The sequence below is a fragment of the Fundidesulfovibrio butyratiphilus genome (assembly GCF_054657235.1).
Genome location: NZ_BAAHXA010000002.1, coordinates 830,585 through 846,875 on the forward strand (window position 1 = coordinate 830,585; position 16,291 = coordinate 846,875).

The 16,291-nt window shown below is 66.9% G+C and carries 12 protein-coding genes and 1 tRNA gene; 3 read left to right on the forward strand and 10 right to left on the reverse strand.

Annotated elements, in window-relative coordinates; translation table 11 throughout:
- Positions 1-137: 137 nt before the first annotated feature.
- On the forward strand, positions 138-560 hold the full coding sequence (locus tag ACYQ01_RS14775; RefSeq protein ID WP_459934625.1) for a hypothetical protein: 423 nt from the start codon (positions 138-140) through the stop codon (positions 558-560).
- Positions 561-685: 125 nt separating this feature from the next.
- On the opposite strand, the gene ACYQ01_RS14780 is transcribed toward ACYQ01_RS14775, so the two are convergent.
- Positions 686-1,417: a DUF1571 domain-containing protein gene (locus ACYQ01_RS14780; RefSeq protein ID WP_459934626.1), complete on the reverse strand. Its 732-nt coding sequence runs from the start codon at positions 1,415-1,417 to the stop codon at positions 686-688.
- 87 nt (positions 1,418-1,504) lie between these two features.
- Positions 1,505-1,580 (reverse strand) — tRNA-His (locus tag ACYQ01_RS14785).
- 153 nt (positions 1,581-1,733) lie between these two features.
- On the opposite strand from ACYQ01_RS14785, the gene murA reads away from it, so the two are divergent.
- Positions 1,734-2,987, forward strand: coding sequence for a UDP-N-acetylglucosamine 1-carboxyvinyltransferase (gene murA, locus ACYQ01_RS14790; protein ID WP_459934627.1), 1,254 nt, complete (start codon positions 1,734-1,736; stop codon positions 2,985-2,987).
- A gap of 273 nt (positions 2,988-3,260) precedes the next feature.
- A complete protein-coding gene (locus ACYQ01_RS14795) occupies positions 3,261-5,693 on the forward strand; it encodes a ComEC/Rec2 family competence protein (RefSeq protein ID WP_459934628.1) in 2,433 nt (810 codons plus the stop codon).
- Positions 5,694-5,870: 177 nt separating this feature from the next.
- On the opposite strand, the gene ACYQ01_RS14800 is transcribed toward ACYQ01_RS14795, so the two are convergent.
- The 8 genes from ACYQ01_RS14800 to ACYQ01_RS14835 all read right to left on the reverse strand — a co-directional run bounded on the left by ACYQ01_RS14800 (position 5,871) and on the right by ACYQ01_RS14835 (position 16,286).
- On the reverse strand, positions 5,871-7,562 hold the full coding sequence (locus ACYQ01_RS14800) for a bifunctional metallophosphatase/5'-nucleotidase (protein WP_459934629.1): 1,692 nt from the start codon (positions 7,560-7,562) through the stop codon (positions 5,871-5,873).
- Positions 7,563-7,634: 72 nt separating this feature from the next.
- Entirely contained in the window at positions 7,635-8,150 is a 516-nt protein-coding gene (locus ACYQ01_RS14805) for a HyaD/HybD family hydrogenase maturation endopeptidase (RefSeq protein ID WP_459934630.1), read from the reverse strand.
- A gap of 161 nt (positions 8,151-8,311) precedes the next feature.
- A complete protein-coding gene (locus ACYQ01_RS14810) occupies positions 8,312-10,000 on the reverse strand; it encodes a nickel-dependent hydrogenase large subunit (protein ID WP_459934631.1) in 1,689 nt (562 codons plus the stop codon).
- A gap of 46 nt (positions 10,001-10,046) precedes the next feature.
- On the reverse strand, positions 10,047-10,994 hold the full coding sequence (locus ACYQ01_RS14815; RefSeq protein WP_459934632.1) for a hydrogenase small subunit: 948 nt from the start codon (positions 10,992-10,994) through the stop codon (positions 10,047-10,049).
- A 562-nt stretch (positions 10,995-11,556) separates the two neighbouring features.
- Complete coding sequence (locus ACYQ01_RS14820) at positions 11,557-12,726, reverse strand: SpoIIE family protein phosphatase (protein WP_459934633.1); 1,170 nt, start codon at positions 12,724-12,726, stop codon at positions 11,557-11,559.
- Complete coding sequence (locus ACYQ01_RS14825; protein WP_459934634.1) at positions 12,710-13,300, reverse strand: CheB methylesterase domain-containing protein; 591 nt, start codon at positions 13,298-13,300, stop codon at positions 12,710-12,712. The genes ACYQ01_RS14820 and ACYQ01_RS14825 overlap by 17 nt, the downstream gene beginning before the upstream one ends.
- The gene (locus ACYQ01_RS14830; protein WP_459934635.1) at positions 13,297-15,714 is read right to left on the reverse strand and encodes a hybrid sensor histidine kinase/response regulator; all 2,418 of its coding nucleotides are present in this window, start codon (positions 15,712-15,714) and stop codon (positions 13,297-13,299) included. The genes ACYQ01_RS14825 and ACYQ01_RS14830 overlap by 4 nt, the downstream gene beginning before the upstream one ends.
- Entirely contained in the window at positions 15,711-16,286 is a 576-nt protein-coding gene (locus tag ACYQ01_RS14835) for a chemotaxis protein CheW (RefSeq protein WP_459934860.1), read from the reverse strand. Before ACYQ01_RS14835 ends, ACYQ01_RS14830 begins: the two co-directional genes overlap by 4 nt.
- Between the last annotated feature and the right edge of the window lie 5 nt (positions 16,287-16,291).

A 16,291-nucleotide genomic window follows, 5' to 3' on the forward strand; every position in this document is an offset into this window, starting at 1 on the left:
ATCGTTTTGGCCAGTGCGTCAGGAAAAACCGTCCGCAGGAACGCTTTGTGCTCCACCGGGCGTGGCCCGGACGATTTTGCCGGGCGTTTGGCGCGTGCCCCCAACATCCGCCGCGCCGTTTTCCCCGGGAGAGGACCATGAACACGATCGACGCCCTGAACGGATACGCCGGCGCGGCCGTCACCGCCGCGTACGGTGCGAACGACCGGCGCAAGACCGGCGAGACGGCCGCGGACTCCGGCGCCGCGTCAGGAACGAAGGATACCGTGACCGTTTCCGATACGGCCAGGGAACTTTCCAAAATGCTCGCCGAGGCCAGAGGGCGAAAGCAGGCTTCGGAAGCCGAATCGGGTTCCGGTTCGTCGGGGTTGGGCGCGTCGAGCCAGTCCGCGGAGGAGCTCGAAAAGCAGATCGAGGAATTGGAAAAAAAGATTGTCCAGGTCGAGCAATCCAAGCTGTCCGACGAAACCAAGAAGCCCGTGGTGCAGGGGCTGCAACAGCAGATCGCCACGTTGCGCCAGCAGTTGGTTGAGCTGCAAGTCCAGGCGGCCAAGGGGTGAGGCGCGCCGGGCCGGATGGAAACGGCCGAGAAGGGGACGTGGGCGTTCCGCACGGGGAAGGCCCGCGCGATTCGGACCGGCCGGTCTGAAGTGCCCCGGCCGGAAGGCAGGCCCGCGCGACCGGGCTAGAACTTGTATTGCTTGTTCTTGCGGGAAAAATCCATGCCCGTAAGGCCCACGTTCACCTTGAGGTCCTTGTAGGCGTACTGTTCTTCGAGTTGCCCTTTTTCGTCGTAGCAGGCGATGCCGATGGGCACGTGGTATTGCTTGTCGATGTGGGCCACCATGCGGGTGGTGTAGTACCTGCGCGGCGCCTTGGGGCTGAACTTGGCCTCGACCAGGGTGGTGGGACGGCCTTCGAACATCTCGTCCACGATTCTCATCACTTCCACTTCGGCGTGCTCGATGGCCTTGGGGATGTTCACGCGCATCATTTCGATGACGAATCCCATGCCGATTTCGGTGATGTCGTGGCGATTGTCCTGCAACAGGGCGGGGTCGCGGGGGTTGAAGGACCAGGTCCACAGTCCCAGCAGGCCGGCGCAATGGGCCACGACCTTGTTGTTGTTTTCGCCCTTGACGAAGATGGCCTCTTTCGAAGGCACGTCCAGCCAACGCATGTAGACCTTGAACGGCTTCTGGAATTTGATATAGATGGATTCCTTGGGCATGAGCTTGTTTTCCACGCGCTCGTGCTTCTGGAAGACCGCCGTGTAGTCGTTTATGGAGGCGTAGCCGGCCTCCATCTGATCGACCAGGGCGAGAAGGGTTTCTTGAAGCGAAGACGCTTCGGCGGTCCGGCAGGCGACCAGGACCAGAACCAGGGAGAGACACCAGGACGTGACGCTACGCAGCATGTTGCGATTCCCTGCCTCGTCGCCCCTTTGGGGCAACGAAGAATGCCGGACAGACCAAACGCTGTCCGGCATTCCCGAAGATCTCGGTGGGGTGGCTGATGGGACTTGAACCCACGGCCACCTGGGCCACAACCAGGTGCTCTGCCAACTGAGCTACAGCCACCGTCGGAACGCGAATGTTTACCGCAACCGGACTTTCAGGTCAAGCGTCTTGCCGCACCCTCTTGAGATCGAGGCCGCCTCGGGCTAAGAGCGGCCAAGGACCGGGCGGAAGGCCCGGCCGAATCCGATTTGAGCCTTTCGGCTTGGAGAATCCATGGACAAACTCGTCATCGAGGGCGGCCTGCCCCTTTCGGGCGCGGTGCGCATAAGCGGTTCGAAAAACGCGGCCCTGCCCATTTTGTTGGCCGCCCCCCTTCTGGACACGCCGGTCACGTTTCGCAACGTGCCCGATCTGCGCGACATCCACACCACCCTCAAGCTCTTGAACATCCTGGGCCTGGAGACCGCGTTCGAGGCCGGCACGGTCACGGCCGCGCCGGCGACGGCCCTCAATCCCGAGGCCCCCTACGATTTGGTCAAGACCATGCGGGCCTCGGTGCTGTGCCTGGGACCGCTCCTGGCCCGCCTGGGACAGGCCCGCGTGGCCCTGCCCGGCGGATGCGCCATCGGAGCCAGGCCGGTCAACCTGCACCTTTCCGCCCTGGAACGCATGGGCGCGCGCTTTGATCTCGATTCGGGCTACATCGACGGCAGGACCTCGGGCCTTACCGGGGCCAAGATCGTCTTCGACCAGGTGACCGTGGGCGGCACGGAGAACCTTATCATGGCCGCCAGCCTGGCCAAGGGCGAAACCGTGCTGGAAAACGCCGCCCGCGAGCCCGAAGTGGTGGACCTGGCCAATTTCCTCATCGCCTGCGGGGCCAAGATCAGCGGCCACGGCACGGCGGTCATCCGTATCGAGGGCGTGTCCTCGCTCAAGGGCTGCGAATACTCCGTCATGCCCGACCGCATCGAGGCCGGGACCTATCTGGTGGCCGCCGCCATCACCGGCGGAAACCTGCTTCTCAAGGACTGCCCCAGTCACGCCCTGGACGCCGTGTTCAGCAAGCTGCGCGAGATGGGCGTGCTCATCGACGAAACCCCCGAGGGCGTGGTGGTGAAACGCAACGGAACGCTTCGCTGCGTGGACGTGACCACCATTCCCTATCCCGGATTTCCCACGGACATGCAGGCCCAGGTCATGGCGCTCATGTGCGTGGCCAGCGGCGCGGGCACGGTGCGCGAGACCATTTTCGAAAACCGGTTCATGCACGTGCAGGAGCTCATGCGCCTGGGGGCCAAGATCAAGGTCAGCGCCCAGAGCGCCTTCGTACACGGCGTACCCCGCCTGATCGGCGCTCCGGTCATGGCCTCGGACCTGCGGGCCAGCGCCTGTCTGGTCCTGGCCGGTCTGGCCGCCCAGGGCACCACCGAAGTCTCGCGCATCTACCACCTGGACCGGGGCTACGAAGGCATGGAAAAGAAGCTTCAGGCCGTGGGCGCGCGCATCAAGCGGGCCAAGGAATAGGGCCGGCGCGGGGGCGGAGATGGTCCGGGCCGCGGCGACGTTCGCGGGGCAACGCCTCCGGCGGCCACGGGGCTTGCGCTCCCTGGAACTGCCCGCCCGGCATTTTCCGTCGGCAAAATCTGCACGGTCCGCCGGAGCAACCGGTCGAAAGCCGGCTCAATCCGGCCGGGGGCCCGGCTCGTGGCCCATCCCGTGGCCCGTCTTGTGGCGATGTCCCGTCGCCCACCCTGCCGTAGCGCGTCCCGCCGGCCGGGGCGCGCAAGGCTGACGCCCGTGCCCCCGGTGCTTCTGCCCTGGCAGGCGCTCTTTTTCGCCTACGCGTGCGGCATCTGGTGCCTGGCCGCTCCCTGGGCCGGGGGACTGGGCGTGGCCCTGACCATTGTTTGCAATCATCTGGCCGGACGGAGCGTTCCCCGTCCGGCCTTTTTTCTGCTCGCCGCCCTGGCCGGACTGGGCTGGGCGTGGGTGCGCCTGCCGGCCGTTGCGGATCTGCCGCCCTGGCTGGACGAACGCGGACGGGGTCGGCTGGACGCCCGGGTGGTTTCCGTACGGGAAAAACCCGACAACCGGTTGGAAATTCTGCTGGACCGCCTGCGCTATACCCGCAAGAACGGCCTCCGCGCCGACCTGCCCGGACTGCTGGTCTGGACCTGGCAAAATCCCGGACCGCGCCCGAACGCGGGCGACGCGGTGTCCCTGCTAGCCAGGCCCAAGGTCGCGGCGGGGTACGACAATGCCGGGGAAATGGGCTGGGGCTGGCGCTGGCGATTGCGTGGAGTGTTTTTGCGCGCCTACACCCTGGGGCCGCAGGAGGCCCGGGTGGAGGAGCGCGCCCCGCCTTCCCGGGTGGAAGTCTGGCGGCAGGCCCTGCGCGCCGACATCCTGCGCGCGGCCGGGTCGGGATCGGCCGGCGGCATGGTGTTGGGGCTGGTCACCGGCGAACGTTTCGCCGTAAGTCCCGCGGACCTGGACATGGTGCGGCGGGCCAGTCTTTCCCATCTGCTGGCCGTCTCGGGCATGAACCTGACCGCCGTGGTGGCTTTGGCCTGGATCTCGGCCTGGCTGGCGGGTCTGGTTTGGCCCGGACTGTATCTGGTTGCGCCTCGGCCCAAGCTGGTCGTGGCGCTCAGCCTGCCGCTGGTCCTGGCCTATCTCTGGTTGGCCAACTTCGAGCCCTCGCTTGTGCGCGCCTCCCTGATGTTCGCCTCATGGGGCGCGCTCATCCTTGTCGGACGCTCGCGCGTGGCCCTGGAGGGCCTGTTTTTGGCCCTGGCCGCCATGCTGGTGTTCGATCCCCTTCAGGCCTTCGAGGTGGGGTTGCTGCTTTCGGCCGGAGCGGTGGCCGGACTGGTGTTGCTGCTGCCCCTGGGCGGGGCGTTTCTGCGCCGGTTGGCCGGGCAGGGCCTGGCCGGAAGGGCCCTGGCCCTGGTCTCGGGCTGGGCCCTGGTGACGCTCGCGGCCCAGATCGGCGTGCTGCCCGTGCAGGCGGGAGTGTTCGGCGAGGCGGGCTGGCATCTGTACCTCAACCTGCTCTGGGTGCCGGTGGTGGAATGGCTGGCCCAGCCTCCGGCCTACGTGGGGGCGTTGTGCGTCACCTGGCTCCCGGCCGTGGGCGACCCCTTGTTGGCCCTGTCGGCCAAGGTCTGCGGCCTCATGCTGGACCATCTGTCCTTTCTCGACTCCAGGGGGCTTTTGACCGTGCATCCCGTATTGCGCCCCTGGCCGCCCGAAACCTTCGGCTTCCTCGTGCTGGGCGGAACCCTCGCCTGGGCGCGAGGCCTTTCTCGCCGTCGTCTGGCGGCCTTTCTCGCCCTGGGGCTGGCGCTCCTGCTCGGCCCCTGGGCCTGGCGCGCCGGGCAGGACCGCGCCGACCGGGTGGAACTCACCGTGCTCGACGTGGGCCAGGCCCAGGCCGTGGTCCTGGTCCTGCCGGGAGGCAGGCGGGTGCTGGTGGACGGGGCCGGGTCCGCCTCTCCGGGGTTCGATCCCGGCCGGGCCGTGGTGGGGCAGGCCCTGACCTGGGGGAGGCCGCCCGCCCTGTACGGCCTGGTCATGAGCCACCCGGACACGGACCATGCCGGGGGCATCCCCTTTTTGCTGACAGCGTTTCACCCGACGTTTTTCGCCAGCCACGGCGAACGTCCCACGGGGGAGCTGGACCGGCGGCTCCAGCGGGCCCTGGCCGGCGCGACCCTGACCCCGGAGCTCTGGAGCGCGGGCCAGCGGGTGGACTTGGCCCCGGATGTCTGGTTCGAGGTGTTGTCCCCGCCGCCGGGTCCGTTGGACAACTCCAACGACGCCTCCCTGGTGCTGCGTCTTGTCTGGCGGGGGCGCGGACTGGCCGTGCTGCCCGGCGACAGCGGCCGGTCGGTGCTTGAGGCCTTGGCCGCTTCGGGGGGCGATTGCTCGGCCCGGGTGCTGTTGGCCCCTCATCACGGCAGCCGCACCGCCCTGGCTCCGAACTTCTACCGGGCCGTGGGGGCCGGATGGGCCTTCGTGAGCTCGGGACAGGGGAATTCCTTCGGCTTGCCGGCCGAAACCGTTGTCCGGGCCATGGAGCGGGCCGGCATGCGCCTGCTCGGCACGGCCCGGTGCGGGGCCATCACGGCCGTGTGGGACTCGCCGGACGCGGCGCCCCGTGTCGTCACCCGCAAGCCGTGCGCGGGGTGCCGGGAGGAAACGGGCGCGCCCGTTTCCCTTCGCTGACGAAGCACGCGGATTCCCCCACGAGTCCGGTTGACCGGCCCGGGCGGCGACTTGGGCCGCGCGCACGGCGATTCCCGCGGGCCATGGCCCAGGCAATAGGGACCACGGGTCACGGGCCACGGACAACGGCCAGCCGGGTCGTTTGGTTCGTCTTTTTTCCCGGCCGTCCGGCGTCGCCTATTTGCCCAGGGCGTCGCCCAGACGCACGATGCGTCCCTCCGGTCGGGGGGTGAAGGGGGAGTGGGTGGTGAAGTAGTCGGTCAGGGCGTCCGCCACCGGGATGCCGAAGGCGTAGACGCGTTTGGCCTTGTCCTTGAGCACGGTGTAGCCGTCTCCGCCTTTCATCAGGTATCCGGTGGAGGCCAGGGTGTAGGTCTTGGCCGGGTCCACGGGCGCGTATTCGCCGTCGGTCCCCAGGATGGCCACGCTGGCCAGGCGGTGTCCCACCGGTTTGCCGGGATCGAAGCTGAAACGTAGGCCCGAGACCTGAAGAAAACGCCCCGTGCCTTGGCCGTCCGGCGTGTCCGCCCTGGAGACGGAATGTTCCAGCACGGCCAGCAGATCCGCGCCGGAGAGGTCGAAGGTGGCCACGGTGTCCTGGAAGGGATACACGGTCAGGAGATCGCCCAGGGTCACCGGCCCGGCGCGCAGGCCCGAGCGCAGGGCGCCGCCGTTGACAAAGGCGGCCTGCACGCCCTGATTCTTGGCGGCCATGCGCAGGGCGTCGGCCAGGAGGTCGCCCAGGGCGCATTCGCCGAACCGACAGGCGCCCGAGACGTCCTCGGTGACGCTTCCCAGGGGGCGGTTGGCCATGGGGGCGATGTCCTTTTGCCAGGCGCGCACCCGCTCGAGCAGGGCCTTGTCTTGCGGTTTGGAGGCGTCCATCAGGAGGGGAGCGCCCGTGTGGGCCACCACGGCCCCGGCGTCGTCCAGGGTGAGGTCCAGGCGGCCCAGGTATTGGCCCCAGCATTTGGCCTGCACCACCAGAACGGGCTTGCCCGACGGGGATTTCACCACCGTGGGGTAGGGGCCGGCGGCGTTGGAGTCGGTGTCGGAGAGCAGGGTATGGCTGTGCCCGCCCACGATAAGGTCCACGCCGTCCACCTTGGAAGCCAGTTCCATGTCGCGTTGGTAGCCCACGTGGGTGATGGCGATGACGGTTTTGACCCCATGGGCGCGCAGTTCCTTGACCTGGTCGCGCAGGGCCTTTTCCGCGTCGGAAAAGACCAGGTTGGGGCCGGGGCTGGAAATGCGGTTGGTGTGTTCGTGGGTCAGGCCCACGAGTCCGATTTTGCGTCCGCCCACGGTGACCACGGTCGAGGGCTTGAAGCGCCCTTGCAGCAGAGGCTCGCGCGAGGCGTCCATGTTGGCGGCCAGCACCGGGACGTGCAGGCCTTCGAGAAAGGTTTCGGCCAGAACGCCCGGTCCGTCGTCGAATTCGTGGTTGCCCAGGGTCATGGCCGTGTAGGCCATGGCGTTGACGCAGTCGCGCATGGGGCGTCCCTTGAGTTCGGTGTAGAACATGGTCCCCTGGAACTGGTCTCCGGCGTCGAGCAGGAGAACGTGTCCGCCCTGGGCCCGCACTTTGGCCGCCTCGGCCGCGATGCGCGGATACCCGCCCAGGCACTGTCCGGTCGCGCTTTCGGCCTCGGTGCAAGTCTGGCCCATGCGGTCGGATTCGGCCACGTGGGCGTGGATGTCGTTGGTGTGCAACACGGTCAGGACAAAGTGCCTGGCCGACGCGCACAGGGCGGGAGCCGCCCCGGCCAGGACCAGGAGCACGGAAAGGACCAGGACGGCGGCGCACCGGAAGCGCGGAGCGCGAACAGGGGCGAAACGGCCCGTGGCCGAAGGGCGAGCGCAAGACATGAAGGGCATCCTTAACTCGGGTTGGTGTTGCTCGGGCGTACGGGAAAGACAGCCGGAAAGGGGCTTGGCGGCTCAGTCTTGAACGGCGTCCGGGGCCTGGCGGACGGTGAAGGAGCCTCCGCCGGCCTCGATTTCCTTGAGGGCGAAGGCGGCCATGGCGTCCAGGCGTTCGCCCAGGCCGGGAGAGATGTCCACGCCCATGGTCTGGTAGTCGAAGGGTTCGACGCCGACGACCACGCAGTCCGGACGTTTGCCCACCAGATCGCAGTAGATCAGGGTGTCCACCAGGTCGGTCTGGTGCATGGAGTCCTTAAAGGCCAGGGATTTGCGCAGGTCGTCGCCGGTCAGGCGGTAGACCGTGCCCGGCGCCTCGCCGCCCAGAACCGCGTCGAGCACCAGGGCCAGGTCGCATTCGAGCAGAGGGTCCATCAGGCGCATGCCCAGGGTGCCGCCGTCGAGCAGGGTGACGTTGTCGGAAAAGTCGTATTCGCGCTGGAGTTTTTCCACCAGGCGCACGCCCACTCCCTCGTCGGTATAGAGGATGTTGCCCACGCCCAGCACCAGGATTTTCTTCGCACCGGTTTCCATGCGCACCTCGCTGGTCGCATCATGCCCGTTTGCCCGGGCCGAAGCAAGGCGGCAGTGGCGCGAAAGCGAACGTCGCGGTGCGCGTTCCCAACGAAAACGGCCGGGACTGTCGCCCCGGCCGCTTGTTTTTGTCGGCCTTTCCGGCCGCGGGTTTCGTTTTGCTAGAGAACCTTGAAGCTCAGCACCTCGTTGGAGTCGGGCTGAATCACGTGCACGCCGCAGGCGATACAGGGGTCGAACGAGTGCACGGTGCGTAGGATTTCCACCGGGCGCTTGGGGTCGGCGATGGGCGTGCCGATCAGGGCCTCTTCCACGGGGGAGAGCTTGCCGGCGGCGCAGCGCGGTCCCAGGTTCCAGGTGGAGGGCACCACCAGTTGGAAGTTGGCGATCTTCTTGTCCTCGATGACGATCCAGTGGGAAAGGCCGCCGCGCGGGGCGTCGACAAAGCCCACGCCCTGGGCCTTGTCGGGCATCTCCCACTTTTCGACCAGCTTGGTGTCGCCCTTTTTCACGTTGGCGGCCAGCTTCTTGACCCACTTGTCCATCTCGGCGGCCACCACGGCGGTTTCGATGCCGCGCGCGGCCGTGCGGCCCAGGGTGGAGAAGAGGGCTTCCTTGGGAATGCCCAGGTTCTTGAGCACCATGTTCACGGTTTTGACCGTGGCCGGATGCTTTTTGCCGTAGGCCACCAGCACCTTGGCCAGGGGGCCGGTCTCCATGGCCTCGCCCATGTAGCGGGGGGCCTTCATCCAGGAGTAGCGGTCCTTGTCGTCCAGGGTGGTGTACTTGGGATCGGTCACGCCCTGATAGGGGTGCCTGGCCTGGTCGCCCACATACCAGGAGTGCTTCACGTGTTCGAGGATCTGCTTCTGGTCGATCTTGTCCACCTTGGCCAGGTTGCGCTTCATGATGACGCCGGCGGGCAGGTAGCGGCTTTCCATCTTGGAGTCGTCCGTGGGGAACTCGCCGAAGGTCATGAAGTTGGTGGTGCCGCCGATGTGGCCCCAGTCCTTGTAGTTGCCGGCCACGGCGAGAAGGTCCGGGATGTAGACCTCGTCCACGAACTTCTTGGTTTCTTTGTAGAGGTTCATGAATTCGGCCAGTCGTTCGGGGCGCAGGGAGTCGTAGTTGGTGCAGCCGCCCACCACGGTGAACTGGGTGTGGGGGTTCTTGGCCCCGAAGATGGCCATGGCCCGGGCGGCCTTGACCTGCAGGCGCAGGGCTTCGAGGTAGTGGGCCGTGGCGATGAGGTTGATCTCGGGATCGAGGTAGTAGGCCGGGTGCCCGCCCAGGAAGTAGGCGTTGGTGAAGATGCCCAACTGCCCGGAGTCCACCAGGGCCTTGACCTTGTCCTGCACGGCCTTGAGGTCGGCGGCGGTGGTCTTGCGCGGGCTCAGGGTGGAGGCGATCTTGGCCGCCTTGGCCGGATCGGCCTTCAGGGCGGAGGTCACGTCCACCCAGTCCAGGGCGTGGAGGTGGTAGAAATGCACGATGTGGTCGTGCAGGTATTGCGTGGCCATGACCAGGTTGCGCATGAGCATGGCGTTTTCGGGAATTTTCACGCCCACGGCGTTGTCCACGGCGCGGGTGGAGGCCAGGGCGTGCACGTAGGTGCACACGCCGCAGGCGCGCTGGGTGAAGTGCTGGGCGTCGCGGGGGTCGCGGCCCTTGAGGATGATTTCGAGGCCGCGGAAGAGCTGCGACGAGCTCCAGGCGTTCTTCACCTTCCCGTTGTCCACTTCGACGACTATGCGCAAATGCCCCTCGATGCGGGTGACCGGATCCACCACGACGGGGCCGGTGAAGGTGCTCTGGGGCGTTTTCTTGGCTTGAGGCTTGCTGTCAGCCATGATCGACCTCCTAATGGAGTGCTAGGGTTGGACCGCGACGGACCTCTTATCTGCCGATGTAGAAAGGCGACATGGCGTCCCAGAAATCGGGCTCGGAGCAGCCGATGCAGGGATGACCGGCCTGAACGGGCCAGTTGGTCTGGTTGAAGAGCGCCTTCGGGCAGTTGTTGTACGTCTCGGGGCCGCGGCAGCCCAGCTCATAGAGGCACCAGCCTTTCTTGGCTTCTTCCGAGTCGAAGCTCTTGGCGAATTCTCCGGCGTCGAAGTGTTTGGCGCGGGGGCACTGGTCATGCACGGTCTGTCCGTAGAAGACCTTGGGCCGGCCGAACTGGTCGAGTTCGGGCACGCCCTTGGTGAGATAATGCACCACCGCGCCCACGAAGTTGATCGGGTTGGGCGGACAGCCGGAAATGTTGATGATATCCTTGCGATCCAAGGCTTTGGACAAGGACACCGCGCCCGTGGGATTGGGCTTGGCCGCCTGCACGCCGCCGAAGCTGGCGCAGGTGCCGATGGCGATGATCGCCTTGGCCTTGGGACAGATGTCCTTGACGATGGAGAGCATGGTCTTGCCCGCGACCATGCCGTAGACGCCGTCGTCCTTGGTGGGAATGCCGCCTTCGACCACGCACACGAACCCCTCGGGCGAGTTCACGGCCGTGTGCAGGGCCTGTTCGACGGCTTCGCCGGCCGCGGCCATGAGGGTTTCATGGTAGTCCAGCGAAATGGTGTCGAGAATGAGCTCGTCGATGAACGGATTGACCGTGCGCAGCACGGCTTCGGAACAGCCGGTGCATTCCGCGCAGTGCAGATAGACCACGGACGGGCGTTTCTTGGCGGTCAACGCGGCCGCGACCTCGGCCGCCGCGCCCGGACCCATGCCCAAAGCGGCGCCGACGGCCGCGCAGAACTTCATGAATTCACGGCGGGAAACGCCCCTTCGTTCCAGGCGTTTCTCGGCATCGTCCTTGGCAAGACCAATGGAAACGCGCATAAGGACCTCCCAAATCGTTACAGGTGAAGTGCTGGATACGTCGTTAACAGCCCGCCCCAAAAGTCGATTCTTGCAGCCTGTTCAAAACACTTGCTGGCAAGGCTCAAGAAAAAATCAAACACGAAGCGGAGTTGGCATCCGTTGAGGGTTTGAGCTTTTCGCAGCAACGCAGCCAGCAAGAATTTTTCAACAGGCTGCTAAACCTTGTGGCGAGCCGACCGTGCGGACATCTGGAGCGTTTGGCCCGGCTACCCCTTCCGAAGAGCCGAAGGTCCGCGCGGGCGTGACCTCTTTGTTGAAAAAAGCGCCCTGTGAACTGACATTGCGGACGACGACTTGAAGCCAGGGTAGCAGAGGATTCTTTTTTTTTCCAGCGCAAAGACGGAGAAATACTTTCCGCCACGGCCTAAAGAGCCGCAAGTGCGCTCGTCGGAAACGAAAATCGCTCGCTACTTCGGGGCAAAAAAGAGAGAGTCCGGGGCCTTGAAAGAATATTGTATAAGAATGATAAATTCGTGTTACTGTTGTATGGAAGCCTCCGCCCGCACGGAACGGTCGAACACTACTCCAGTCGCAAGGTGAGCATGCTGAAGTCGTCGTCGAGCACGTCCTGTCCGTGGATGGCGCGCACGTGGGCCAGGGCCTGGTTCATCATTTCGTCGCCGTCCCCCTCGGGCAGCGAGCCCATGTAGGCCTTGAATTCCTCATAGGTCCACATGGGCAGGCCGGGGCGCGTCACCTCGTAGGCCCCGTCCGAATAGACGAATACCCGGGCCGGGGTGTCGATGTGCACGGTTTCTTCCTTGAAATCCACGTCCTCGATGGCGCCGATGAAGATGTTGGGCCGGCGCAGTTCGCTCACGTCGCCGTTTAGGCTTCGGACCAGGGCCGGGGGGTGCCCGGCCGAGGCGAAGCGCAGTTCGCGTTTGGCTGGAGCCCACACGCCGTAGAACAGGGTGAAATAGAGATTGTTCTGGCGTTCCATCTGGAACACCTGGTTGAGTCCGGTCAAAACCTGGGCCGGAGAATGGAAATCCACGCCCGGCAGGGTTTGCGAACGCAACACGTTGAGCGCCGACACCGACAGGAGCGCCGGCCCCACGCCGTGGTCGCACACGTCGAGCAGGTAGAAGGCGAAGTGTTCCGGGTCCACCATGTGATAGCCCAGGGCGTCGCCGCCCAGTTGGGCCGAGGGAACGAAGAGCCACTGCGCCTTCACCGGTCCTTCGGTCAGGGGAGGCGGCAGGAGTTCGCGCACGTACTGGGCCGCCTGGTCGAGCTGGCGGGCCAGGGCGCGGTGGGCGTCGTTTCGCTCCATGAGGCGGATATAGGACTGGGAGTGGTAGCGCAGCCTGGCCACCAGCTCCACGCGGTCGGGCAGCTTGACCAGGTAGTCGTTGGCCCCCAGGGCGAAGGCCTGGGCCTTGGTCTCGGGGTCTTCGCGGGTGGAGAGCATCACCAGGGGCAGGTCGCGCAGCTTGGGATGGGCGCGGAAATAGCGCACCAGGGTCAGGCCGTCGATGTCGGGCATGACCAGGTCGAGCAGGGCCACGGTGGGCTGGTGTTCCAGGGCGGCGGGCAGGGCCTGGGCCGGGTCCTGGACGCTTATGAAGCGAATGTCTTTTTCCGGCGCGAGCATGCGGCGCACGGCTTCGGCCACCATGGCCTGGTCGTCCACGAGCAGCACCGAGACCGGGTGTTCGGCGAGCAGTTGGCTAAGCGGTTCGGCCATGGGGGGAAAACGCCTTTGCGGCCACGGCCGCGATGGAGTCGAGGGGAAGGGTCAGGCCGGCGGCTCCCAGTTCCAGGGCGGCCTTGGGCATGCCGAAGATTTCGCAGGTCTTTTCGTCCTGGGCCAGGGTGGTCCAGCCGGCCCGGCGCAGGGCCAGAAGCCCTTGGGCCCCGTCGCGGCCCATGCCGGTGAGCAGCGCGGCCACGCCGGGCCACGGGGCGTTGCGGGCCAGACTTGTGAACAGGGCGTCCACCGAGGGGCGGAAGGGGGTCTCGGGATCGGTCCGATACTCGAAGGTCCGCTTCGGGCCGAGCACAAGGTGGTCGGGGCCCTTGGCCACATAGACCCGGCCGACCAAGGGCACTTCGCCCGCCTGGGCGACGGTTGTGGGCAGGGAGCTTTGGGAGTCCAGCCAGCCGGCCAGATTGGCGAAAAATTGGGGGTCCAGGTGTTGGACCACCACCACGGCGGCCCTCAAGTCCGAGGGAAGCCCCCTCAGCACGGTGGCCAAGGCCTTGGGGCCTCCGCAGGATGCCCCGAGAGCGAAAAATGTCGCGGCTGGCCTTATGGTCATGGTTCTCCGATGAGGTCGGTCACCGCTTCCAGCAGGGTTTCGTCCCGGAAGCCGGATTTGGCCAAGTAGTGGTCCGCCCCGGCGGAAAGTCCTGCCAGGCGGTCTTCCTCGCGGTCCTTGTACGAAACGATCATCACGGGCATGCCCGCAAGAACCGGATCCGCCTTGAGACGCCGAGTCAACTCTATACCGGTCATTCGAGGCATGTCCACATCCGTGAGCACAAGATCGAAGTCTCCGGACCGGGCCACGGAGAGTCCCTCCATGCCGTCGGAGGCGGTGATCACTTCGTAGCCCCGGTTGGAAAGCAACTGGCGCTCCACTTCGCGCACGGTGAGCGAGTCGTCCACCACCAACACCCGCTTGGGGCCCTTGGCTTCCCGGCCACCGCGGGGCCGGCCCACCCGTGTGAGCCTGCCCGACCCGAGCAACGCCGCCACGGAACGCACCAGGTCTTCGCCGTCCAGGATCAGCGCCGGCGAGCCGTCTTCCAGGAGAGCGGCGGCGGAGACGTTCGGCACCTTGCCCAGGCGCGGGTCCAGGGGTTTGACCGCAAGCTCGCGCTCGCCCAAAAAAGCCTCCACGGCCAGGGCGTAGGTGCCTTCCTCTCCGGTGAGCAGCACCAGGGGCAGGGCCTCGGATTCGGTCGCCTCGGGTTCGAAACCCAGGAGTTGGGCCGCCTGCACCAGACCCACGTTCGCCCCGTCCACCTGGATGAACTGGCGTCCGCCCACGGACGACACGTCCTCGCGCGCGGCCTCGAACACCCTTCCGATGCGGGCCAGGGGCAGGGCGTAGGGCTGGCCGGCCACGCGCATCACCAGGGAGCGCACCACCGACAGGGTCACCGGCAGGCGCATGACGAAGCCCGTGCCCAGGCCGGGGGCGCTCTCCACCCTGAGGTGGCCGCCGGCGGCGTGGACCATGGTCTTCACCACGTCGAGCCCCACGCCGCGCCCGGAGACGCCGCTGACGGTTTTGGCCGTGGTGAAACCGGGCAGGAAAAGAAAATCGTAGAGTTCGGCCGGGCTCATGCGCTGGGCCATTTCCTGGGACGCCAGGCCGTGTTCGGAAACGCGACGGGCCAAGTCCGCCTGGTCGATGCCACGGCCGTCGTCGCCGACCCGCACTTCGAGCATGCCGCCCACGTGTCTGGCGCTGAGCGTTATCCGCCCGGTTTCGGGCTTTCCCGCGGCCGTGCGCTCTTCCGGGTTCTCCAGCCCGTGGTCCAGGGAGTTTCGCACCAGATGGATGAGCGGGGCTTCGAGCTTTTCCAGGATGTCCCGGTCCACGGCGGACAGTCCCCCTTCCACGTTCAAGCGGGCCTTCTTGCCCAGCTCGCGCGCCAAATCGCGCACCATGCGGGGAAAGGCCCGCACGCCCTCGCCAAAGGGACGCATGCGGCTTCGACGCACCTGGCTGTACAGGCGATGGGCGAAGGTCTCCATCCTGCGGGAATGGGCCTCCACGGCCGCGCACACTTTCGCCTGCACCTCGCCCAGTTCCTTGACCAGGGACACGGCCTGGGCGGCTTCGCGTCCCACGGGGGAGTCTTCCCCGTCCGGGGTCTGGGGACCCTGGGCGGCCAGGCCGGCCAGATGTTCGGCCAGGAGGTCGCCCGTCTCGCGGATGGCCATGCGCAGCCGGCGCAGATCGGAGAGCACGGCGGGCAGGCTGGACGTTTCCACCAGGCACTGGGCGGCCAGGCCCATGAGACGGCCGAGCACCTCCGCCGAGAGCCGGACCGAACCCTCCTGGGGCTGGTCCGCGCAATCCGTCGGGGGGGCGGGAGCGCATGCGCACGAGGGCGTGGCCCGGGGCCGAATGTTTCGGTCCGGACTGGGAAGCGCGGCCGCGTCCTTGCCGGAACGGGCGGCCTTGGGTTCGCCGGAGGGCGGGGCGGAGACGGGCGGGGAGGGCGCTTGCGGCACGTCCGGACCGGGAGCGTGGGGCGTGGAATCCGCCGCCGGGGTGTTCGAGGGGCCTTCCGCGCTTTGGGCGTCGGCTTCGGGGGTGGCCGCCTGCTGGGCGCGCAGGATTTCGGCCAGATTCCTGGCCTCCTGGGCGCCGTCCTCCAGGGCCTGGGGCATGGCCGCCGGGCTCAGGCGGGCGAGGCGACCGAAAAAATCGTTGGCCGCCAGCAGAGCGTCGATGCGTCCCGGGGGCAGGCTGGCGGTTTTTTGGACGTCCAGCAGGGCGTCTTCCATGGCGTGGGCCAGATCCACGGCCTGGAGCAGGCCCACGATGCGCGCCGCGCCCTTGATGGAGTGGGCCGCGCGCATGAGCGGCTCCACCCGGGACGGGCTGGGGTCGGCCTCCAGGCCCACCAGGCCGTTTTCCAGGGCCTGATGGTGCGCGCCGAGCTCCATGGCGAAAAGCTCCACCAGAGAGAGGTCGGCAATGTCCGGGCTCATGCGTGTCTCCTGCCGCGCAGGGCCTCGGCCAGAGCCCGGCTGAGCGCGTCGTCGTCGAGAAGTCCGGCCAGACGGCCCTCCAGAAGCGCCATGCCGGCCACCAGCCGGTTCGGCCCCAGGCGCACCGTGTCCGGCGGGGGCTCCAGGCGGGCGGGATCGTAGGGGCTCACCCCGCGCGCCTCGTCGGCCAACAGGGCGTAGCGTCCCGAGTCCACGATCACGGCCAAAAGACGTCGGGGCTGGATGGCCTGATCCGAGCCCTCGGGCTGGACCGCGCCCACCAGGGCGGCCAGACTCATGCAGGGCCAGAGTTCGCCGCCCACGTTGGTCAGGCCGAGAAACACCTCGCCCGACAGGTACGGAGTCCGATGCACGGGGCCTGCGATCAGGGCCTCCCGCAGCAGGCGGCCGGGCAGGGCCAGCCACTCCTCGCCCGCGCGCAGGAGCAGGGCCTTGCTTTCTCCCCGGCGCACCTCGGACTTGGGAGCGGCGGTCAGTTCGGTCCACTCGTCGAGCAGTTCGCCGGGGGCTTCCCGGTCGTGCAGGAGCTTGGCGGCCTGGGTGAAATCCATGGGGC

Excerpts from the sequence above, each read along its gene's own strand:
- ACYQ01_RS14815 (WP_459934632.1), bottom strand. The coding sequence starts at position 10,994 with ATGCGCGTTTCCATTGGTCTTGCCAAGGACGATGCCGAGAAACGCCTG.
- ACYQ01_RS14780 (WP_459934626.1), bottom strand. The coding sequence starts at position 1,417 with ATGCTGCGTAGCGTCACGTCCTGGTGTCTCTCCCTGGTTCTGGTCCTG.
- ACYQ01_RS14825 (WP_459934634.1), bottom strand. The coding sequence starts at position 13,300 with ATGACCATAAGGCCAGCCGCGACATTTTTCGCTCTCGGGGCATCCTGC.
- ACYQ01_RS14805 (WP_459934630.1), bottom strand. The coding sequence starts at position 8,150 with ATGGAAACCGGTGCGAAGAAAATCCTGGTGCTGGGCGTGGGCAACATC.
- murA (WP_459934627.1), top strand. The coding sequence starts at position 1,734 with ATGGACAAACTCGTCATCGAGGGCGGCCTGCCCCTTTCGGGCGCGGTG.
- ACYQ01_RS14830 (WP_459934635.1), bottom strand. The coding sequence starts at position 15,714 with ATGAGCCCGGACATTGCCGACCTCTCTCTGGTGGAGCTTTTCGCCATG.
- ACYQ01_RS14810 (WP_459934631.1), bottom strand. The coding sequence starts at position 10,000 with ATGGCTGACAGCAAGCCTCAAGCCAAGAAAACGCCCCAGAGCACCTTC.
- ACYQ01_RS14835 (WP_459934860.1), bottom strand. The coding sequence starts at position 16,286 with ATGGATTTCACCCAGGCCGCCAAGCTCCTGCACGACCGGGAAGCCCCC.
- ACYQ01_RS14775 (WP_459934625.1), top strand. The coding sequence starts at position 138 with ATGAACACGATCGACGCCCTGAACGGATACGCCGGCGCGGCCGTCACC.
- ACYQ01_RS14800 (WP_459934629.1), bottom strand. The coding sequence starts at position 7,562 with ATGTCTTGCGCTCGCCCTTCGGCCACGGGCCGTTTCGCCCCTGTTCGC.
- ACYQ01_RS14820 (WP_459934633.1), bottom strand. The coding sequence starts at position 12,726 with ATGGCCGAACCGCTTAGCCAACTGCTCGCCGAACACCCGGTCTCGGTG.